Consider the following 7,320-nt stretch of genomic DNA (forward strand, 5'->3'; position numbering starts at 1 on the left):
GATTCGTTTGGTGGCAACCCACCGTTATATTTATGCGGCCTGAGTGCGCTGTAATATCCCACGATATAGTCGGTAATTTCATGAGCTGCTTCGCTGAAGCTTATGTAGCCCGTTACCGGTATCCACTTGTTTTTCAGACTTCTGAAGAAGCGCTCCATCGGACTGTTATCCCAACAGTTACCACGCCGACTCATGCTTTGTTTGATCCGGTAACGCCACAGCAACTGCCGGAACTGCCTGCTCGTATAGTGGCTACCCTGATCGCTGTGGAACATCACTCGGGCTGGTTTACCACGCGTTTCCCATGCCATTTCCAGTGCTTTGATGGTCAGTCTGCTGTCCGGGGAGAACGACATAGCCCAGCCCACCGCTCTCCTCGCGAACAGATCAAGAACAACCGCAAGGTATGCCCAGCGTTTCCCGGTCCAGAGATACGTCACATCGCCGCACCATACCTGGTTTGGCTCCATTACAGCGAACTGGCGCTCAAGATAATTCGGGATCGCAACATGCTCCTGACCGCCACGCTTATACCTGTGCGTCGGCTGCTGACAACTGACCAGCCCCAACTCTTTCATGAGCCTGCCTGCGAGCCAGCGCCCCATCCGGAAGCCTCTCTGGGTTGCCATGGGCGCCAGCTGCATTATGGCTGATACTGTGCAGTTCATGAACCTGACTGCGCAATACCGTTCACCTGCCGTCTGGCCTGTCAGGACGACTTTCCCAGTATTTGTAACTGCTGCGATGAACCCTGAACACGTGACAGAGTGTGGCCACAGGATAATGCGCTCTGAGTTTCCCGATTAACGAGAACTGTTCAGGGAGTCTGACATCAAGAGCGTTGTAGCCTTTTTTAATGTTTCGTTTTCCATTTCAATGCGTTGTACCTTCTTCTTGAGCTCACGTATTTTGATTTATTCCGGGGTTATGGGAGAGGCTTTTGGCGTTTTCCCCTGTCGCTTATCACGCAGTTGTTTTACCCATTTCGTCATCGTAGAAATAACCGACGTCCATGGCTTTTGCTGCTTGCGCGGCGGTGTAATTTTGGTCGACAACCAGTTGAGCGGATTCGCGTTTGAATTCAAGACTAAAATTTCTTCTTTTCATTGGTGCACCCGTGTTGTTCTAAGGTGAGCAGATCACCTCTGTTCAGGTGGCCAAATTCAGTGTGCCACTACACTATAGGAAAGGCCGAAAAGGTCGTTAGCCGATGCCACACACCTTGGGTTGCCGTTGTCGTACCTGGCGCCTCCGTCTCAGCAAGAAGGCTTTGTGATATACTGTGTGTGGGTCGGGCCGCTACGTCATGGCTTCACATTGAATTTTCCGGGCCGAGAGCTTATAACAGCATAAAATCGTAAGGTGCATGTGGACGAAAAACAGCGGGGAATTAACTTAAACACCGCCACGGGCGCAAAAAACTTGGGAACATAGGCGGTAACCGTGCCAAAAAAAACATATGCCGTCAGGTATGTCGCGGGCCAGCCAGTCGAGCGTATTTTCCCACCTCTTGCCTCTGGCCAATTAGGTCAGGCGTTGCCGCCGGGAGAACCTCTGCCGGGCCCGCGCATTTTGCGGGCGATGGTATGGAATATCTTCAAACAGCAGCGCGCCAATTGGCTATCAGTTCTGCAGGGGTTTGGTAAAGACGCCCAGCTGGTCCTGCTACAGGAAGCGCAAACTACTCCTGAACTGCTCCGATTCGCCACTTCTCATTACCTGGCTGCGGATCAGGTTCCTGCATTGATTTTCCCTCAGCATTCGTCTGGGGTGATGACCCTATCCGCGGCTCATCCCGTCTACTGCTGTCCGCTACGGGAACGTGAACCGCTGTTACGGTTAGCTAAATCGGCGCTGGTGACCGTGTATCCAATCTACAATGGCCAGCTGCTAATGGTGGTCAATATCCATGCGGTGAATTTCAGTCTGGGCATTGATGTATACAGTAAGCAGTTGGACCCCATCGGAGAGCAGATCTGTAATCACAGCGGTCCGGTGATCATGGCGGGGGATTTTAACGCCTGGAGCCGACAGCGTATGTTAGCGCTTTACCGTTTCGCGGAACGAATGGGCCTGGGCGAAGTGAGATTTGTCGACGATCAGCGCCGACGGGCGTTTGGCCGTCCGCTGGATTTCGTTTTTTACCGCGATATGAACGTCTGCGAGGCGTCGGTGCTGGTTACCGAGGCCTCAGACCATAATCCCTTACTGGTCGAGTTTGAGCTTGCCCCCCGTCGCGGGCGGCTCCCGGCGGAACCGAAAATCGTCGGTATCGGAACTTAGGCCCTCAGTGTTGGGTGCCTATATTTCCAATGCCGTAGCGGGGTTCAAAACGGGGGAGTGCAGACAGACATCATAAAAAGCAGATGATGTAGCGTCTGCCTTTTATGATGCTAACGGTGGCATGAATCTGCCCAGGCATCGCGTCTGCTGTCTCAGATCGCTGAAAAAAACGAGGTGTTCAGCGCTGCCTCAGGAATCCGTTGACTTGCCGTTAACGAACAGCGTGAGCTTAAGCCCCGGCTGCAGGTTGTTCGCATTAGTCAACGCATCGTTCCAGCGCATTACGTCTTTGATATCGACGCCGTGGTGCCGGCGGGCGATGCTCGCCAGGGAATCCCCCTTGCGCACCTGATAGGTAATGCTGTTGTTGCTGGCAATCTGCAACGTGCCGCTGCTGACTTTCAGCGTCTGGCCCACCTTCAGGCTACGCGCGCTGCGCAGATTATTCCACTTCTGCAAGTCAGCAGTTTTAACGTTAAGCCGTTGTGCGATGCCGGATAACGTATCTCCGGCACGGACCTCATAGCTGCCGCTGCCGAGGTTATCGGCAAGCTGCGTGGACTGCACCGCCGCAATGTCGCCTTCCGCCAGCGCGGTACGCAGCTGATAAGCATGCTCTTTGGGCGGCATGATGTAATGCGGTCCATTGGGCGCCGTCACGTTGCGCTTATAGCCAGTGTTGAAGCTTTTCGACTTGGTCAGCGACAGGCTCGACATTTCCGCCGCCTGCGTCAGGCCGATCTGCTAGCCGACTTCCGCCCGCGCCAGTGCGCGCTGTTCATTCGATTTAGGCAACGTGATGCCAAATTGTTTGCTATTCTTAATGAGGTTGCTAAGCGCAAGCATCTTCGGAACATAAATGGTGGTTTTGCGAGGCAAAGCCAACGACCAGAAGTCGGTGGGGCGGCCCCTGGCCTTATTACGCTTAATGGCCTGCATAATACGGCCTTCACCACTATTATAGGCAGCAATAGTCAATAGCTAGTCGCCGTCGAACATACGGTTAAGCCGCTGCATCATATCCAGCGCAACGGTGGTGTGATGGACGCCACAACATCACAGCGGCCGTCATACCATTGATTTTGCTTCAGGCCATAATTCTTGCCTGTCTGGGGAACAATTTGCCAAAGGCCAGCCGCGTTAGAGGCGGATGTTGCCTTAGGGTCAAAAGCGCTCTCCACTATGGGTAGCAGTACCAGTGCCATCGGCATCTTACGTTGCTTAATCTGCTCGACAATCCAGTAGATGTACGGCCCTGCCCGTAATGTTACATCGTGGAGATAGCTCTTCTGTTTCAAATAACGCTTTTGTTGCTCGCGGACCCGGACGTTATCCGGTATCTGCATCTTCAGCTCGTCGCCAATGAAGTTCCACAAACCGCCTCGCGGCAGGCTAGTGTTAATATCTTGCCATCGCGCGGTACCCGCTCGGTCATCTGTGTACTTTCCTGCTTCACCTTGACCTGCCGAAGAAACACTCTGTGCATGCTGTTCGGGGGGGCGTGGCCTGCCTGGACGCTTGACACCCCACCAGCAAGACCGAGGCGAATAAGATCGCATGAGTCTTCATACTGTATGTCATCTGTATGTCAATAGTCGCTTAAAAGGCGAGCAATGATACTTTAAAAAGCCTGGGACATTACAACTAAAACCCTTAGAAATGATCCTTCTTCTCGCGTAATGCCGCAAAAACGCGCCATTTCTCGCCAGGAGCGGGGTGAACATTTAATTTATTTTGTAAATCAACGTCATGGAAACGTAAGAAAAGATTAATTTGTCGCTCTAAATGCAGTTTTGTCGGCAGGCTGGGCTGGTTTTTCAGCCGTAACTCTTTAATTTCACGTTGATAACCAGTAATAACGCTATCTTGGGGTAACAGGGCGGCAGCAAAGTTTAAATTGCTTAAAGTATACTCATGTGCGGCACAGATAAGGGTAGCGGACGGAAGCTGATTGACCTTCTGAAAAGACTCATACATTTGCCTGGGTGTACCCTCAAACAGCCGGCCGCAACCTGCGGAAAAAACCGTGTCGCCGCAAAAAAGCCAGGGCGCGCTGTAAAATCCGATATGTCCGAGTGTATGACCGGGTAATGCCATTATGCTGAAGGTGTGGTCCAGTAATGTCAGGCTATCGCCTTCGTTGACTATCTGCGTTGCGCCTTTGGAACGGGTTTCTTCCGGGCCGTAGACTGACACGGGAAAATGCTGCAGCAGCTCGCTAACGCCGCCCACATGGTCCTGGTGATGATGAGTTAATAAAACGGCCACAGGGGTCAGCCGGTGGTCGGCCAGCGCCTGCAACACCGGCGCCGCCTCGCCCGGATCGACCACCAGGCACCGCCGCCTGTCGTCATTGTGTAAAAGCCAAATGTAATTATCCGCCAATGCGGGAATGCTGATAAGATTCATTGTTAACCTCTTTATTTTTTCTATGGCCCTTAGAAGATAGACAAACATGAAACCAGCGCAAAGTAACAAAACAATTGAGGCGCCTGTCTCATGGGACGATATTCCCTGCGGGGCTTACTATCGTCAGGCGCTGGAAGAGGGTTTGAAAGCCTGGTGGCCAAAGCTGTTCGGTTTCCATCTACTTAAAATCGGCGCGCTGAGCGCGGATCTGGATACCGGCGATTGTGCGATTTCTCATCAGGTGAATGTGGGACTTGAAGGCGAGCGTTTGCAGGTCATCGCCGATCCTTATCAATTACCCTTTGCCAATAAGTCGGCTGATGCCTGTCTGCTGGCCCATACCTTATCCTATACCGGCGATCCCCATAGGCTGCTGCGGGAGGTGGATCGCGTGCTTATTGATGACGGCTGGCTGGTCATCACGACGTTTAACCCGGTAAGTATGCTGGGGTTGGGCAAAATCTGCCCGGTTCTCTTTCGCCGCCAGCCGTACAGAAGCCGCATGTATACGCAGATGCGGCTATTGGATTGGCTGGGGGTGCTTAATTTCGAGGTTTTGCACCGCACTTATCTGCAAGTGCTGCCGTGGCGGCGCCAGGGGGGGAGGCTGCTCAGCACCCATTTTCCGGCTATCGGTTGCTTGAGCGTGATTGTCGCGCGAAAACGCACATTCCCCCTCAGCCTGACGCCGCTGAAAAACTCGACGCCCTCCAGGGGATTACGCAGGCCGGTTAACGCCACTACCCGCAGTTGCCGGCAACGGCATGTCTTATAAACAAAGCGAACCCGCTTTAATCCGCCCGGCCGTCGCTCGTTTGCGCTTCCACCCGATAACCGGTGTCCTCCAATGCCGGATGACCGGCGCCGGTGCGCGCCAGTTCATCGCAGCGTTCGTTTTCCGGGTGGCCCGCGTGGCCCTTCACCCAATCCCAGCGCAGGGTATGAGGCTGAATGGCCGCGTCCAGCCGCTGCCATAAGTCGACGTTTTTTACGGGTTTCTTGTCGGCGGTTTTCCAGCCCCGCTTTTTCCAGTTGTGTATCCATTGGGTAATCCCCTGGCGGACGTACTGGCTGTCGGTACTAAGCACCACCTCGCAGGCATCCGTCAGCGCCTCCAAGGCCACAATCGCCGCCATCAGCTCCATACGATTATTGGTGGTCAGGCGATAACCGGCGCTAAAGGTTTTTTCGTGCTGTTTATAGCGCAGTATGGCGCCATAGCCGCCGGGACCGGGATTGCCCAGGCACGAACCGTCGGTGAAAATTGCAACCTGTTTGCGCATCTCTGCTAAACTTGCTCCATGTTAAAAGCCCAAGTCTGACATAAACGAGCATTATGAGCACTGACATTACGCGACAGATAGTTCTGGATACCGAAACCACCGGTATGAACAAGTTGGGTGTCCACTATGAAGAACACCGGATTATCGAAATCGGCGCGGTGGAGGTCATCAATCGCCGCCTGACCGGCCGGCATTTTCATGTCTATCTGAAACCGGACCGGCTCGTCGATCCCGAAGCGTTCAACGTGCACGGCATCAGCGATGAGTTTCTGGCGGATAAGCCGACATTTGCCGACGTGGCGGACGAGTTTTTGCACTTTATCCGTGGCGGCGAACTGGTTATTCATAATGCCCCCTTCGATATCGGCTTTATGGATTATGAGTTTGGCATGCTAAACCGCGGCATCGCCAAGACCGACACCTTTTGTAAGGTGACGGACAGTTTGCTGCTGGCGCGCAAAATGTTCCCGGGTAAGCGCAACAGCCTGGACGCATTGTGCGACCGGTACTTAATCGATAATAGTAAGCGTACCCTCCACGGCGCATTGCTTGACGCCGAAATTCTGGCGGATGTTTTCCTGCTGATGACCGGTGGCCAGACCGCGATGCGTTTTGCCTTGGAAGGAGAGCAAAAGCAACGCGATGTAGGCGAAGCTGTACAAATTCAGCGGGTGCAGCGCGCCCAGACGTCGCTGAGGGTGATCTATGCCAGCGACGAGGAGGTCGTAGCCCATGAGCAGCGTTTAGATCTGGTGCAGAAAAAGGGCGGAAGCTGTGTGTGGCGGGCGGAAAGACCTGCACAAAGCGAATAAAATCGTCCTGTCAGGTTAAAATTAACGCGGGGTGCTGTATTTATCAGCAAACGATTTCCCGGCGCATAAAAAGCATTGATGTTAACTGGCACTGACCTTACTATTCGCTTCGCTTTCCCGACAAAGCGGGGGTGCGGTAGTTCGGTCAGTTAGGGTGCCGCCCCGTCACGCCGGGGTCGCGGGTTCGAGCCCCGCCCGCACCGCCAATCACTTCAACCCCCCGTGCTTCGACAAACATGGGGTTTTGTCTTTTCTGCGGCGCCGATATTCAGGCCGCAAATCGCGTTGCTACCCGCTGAAGGCCGTTTTGCTGTTTACCGGCAGGACAAGGCACACCGGGAGGGATTGCCTCCAACGCTAGCTTGGCCCTATTGGCTGTAGTGGTCAACTAAAACTGGCCGCCGCATTAGCGTTTTTCCAGTATCTATTTTCTGATTCGTTTGGTGGCAACCCACCGTTATATTTATGCGGCCTGAGTGCGCTGTAATATCCCACGATATAGTCGGTAATTTCATAAGCTGCTTCGCTGAAGC

At 53.6% G+C, this 7,320-nt stretch carries 5 protein-coding genes and 3 pseudogenes; 3 read left to right on the top strand and 5 right to left on the bottom strand.

The features are described from left to right. A pseudogene (locus tag ACTBDU_RS15325) lies at positions 1-1,107 on the bottom strand (IS3 family transposase); the annotation flags it as partial. A gap of 336 nt (positions 1,108-1,443) precedes the next feature. On the opposite strand from ACTBDU_RS15325, the gene ACTBDU_RS15330 reads away from it, so the two are divergent. Beyond that, positions 1,444-2,283, top strand: coding sequence for an endonuclease/exonuclease/phosphatase family protein (locus ACTBDU_RS15330; protein WP_438807070.1), 840 nt, complete (start codon positions 1,444-1,446; stop codon positions 2,281-2,283). A gap of 189 nt (positions 2,284-2,472) precedes the next feature. Here ACTBDU_RS15330 and mltD read toward each other — a convergent pair. Together mltD and gloB are read right to left on the bottom strand one after the other, a co-directional pair. Then, positions 2,473-3,852 (bottom strand): annotated as a pseudogene (gene mltD, locus ACTBDU_RS15335) (murein transglycosylase D). Positions 3,853-3,936: 84 nt separating this feature from the next. Continuing rightward, the gene (gene gloB / locus ACTBDU_RS15340; protein ID WP_438807071.1) at positions 3,937-4,692 is read right to left on the bottom strand and encodes a hydroxyacylglutathione hydrolase; all 756 of its coding nucleotides are present in this window, start codon (positions 4,690-4,692) and stop codon (positions 3,937-3,939) included. Positions 4,693-4,738: 46 nt separating this feature from the next. Here gloB and ACTBDU_RS15345 point away from each other — a divergent pair, with 46 nt between their 5' ends. Further along, positions 4,739-5,467, top strand: coding sequence for a methyltransferase domain-containing protein (locus tag ACTBDU_RS15345; RefSeq protein ID WP_438807072.1), 729 nt, complete (start codon positions 4,739-4,741; stop codon positions 5,465-5,467). Positions 5,468-5,483: 16 nt separating this feature from the next. On the opposite strand, the gene rnhA is transcribed toward ACTBDU_RS15345, so the two are convergent. Then, the gene (gene rnhA / locus ACTBDU_RS15350; RefSeq protein WP_438807073.1) at positions 5,484-5,975 is read right to left on the bottom strand and encodes a ribonuclease HI; all 492 of its coding nucleotides are present in this window, start codon (positions 5,973-5,975) and stop codon (positions 5,484-5,486) included. A gap of 53 nt (positions 5,976-6,028) precedes the next feature. Here rnhA and dnaQ point away from each other — a divergent pair, with 53 nt between their 5' ends. Beyond that, positions 6,029-6,787 (top strand): DNA polymerase III subunit epsilon, encoded by a 759-nt coding sequence (gene dnaQ / locus ACTBDU_RS15355; RefSeq protein ID WP_438807074.1) that lies wholly within the window; start codon positions 6,029-6,031, stop codon positions 6,785-6,787. A gap of 384 nt (positions 6,788-7,171) precedes the next feature. On the opposite strand, the pseudogene ACTBDU_RS15360 reads toward dnaQ, so the two are convergent. Continuing rightward, a pseudogene (locus tag ACTBDU_RS15360) lies at positions 7,172-7,320 on the bottom strand (IS3 family transposase); the annotation flags it as partial.

The organism is Sodalis sp. (in: enterobacteria) (assembly GCF_051710625.1).
GTDB lineage: Bacteria > Pseudomonadota > Gammaproteobacteria > Enterobacterales > Enterobacteriaceae > JBPESN01.

Bases quoted from the DNA above. Each gene is read 5' to 3' on its own strand.
- gloB (WP_438807071.1), bottom strand. From the start codon at position 4,692: ATGAATCTTATCAGCATTCCCGCATTGGCGGATAATTACATTTGGCTT.
- ACTBDU_RS15345 (WP_438807072.1), top strand. From the start codon at position 4,739: ATGAAACCAGCGCAAAGTAACAAAACAATTGAGGCGCCTGTCTCATGG.
- rnhA (WP_438807073.1), bottom strand. From the start codon at position 5,975: ATGCGCAAACAGGTTGCAATTTTCACCGACGGTTCGTGCCTGGGCAAT.
- dnaQ (WP_438807074.1), top strand. From the start codon at position 6,029: ATGAGCACTGACATTACGCGACAGATAGTTCTGGATACCGAAACCACC.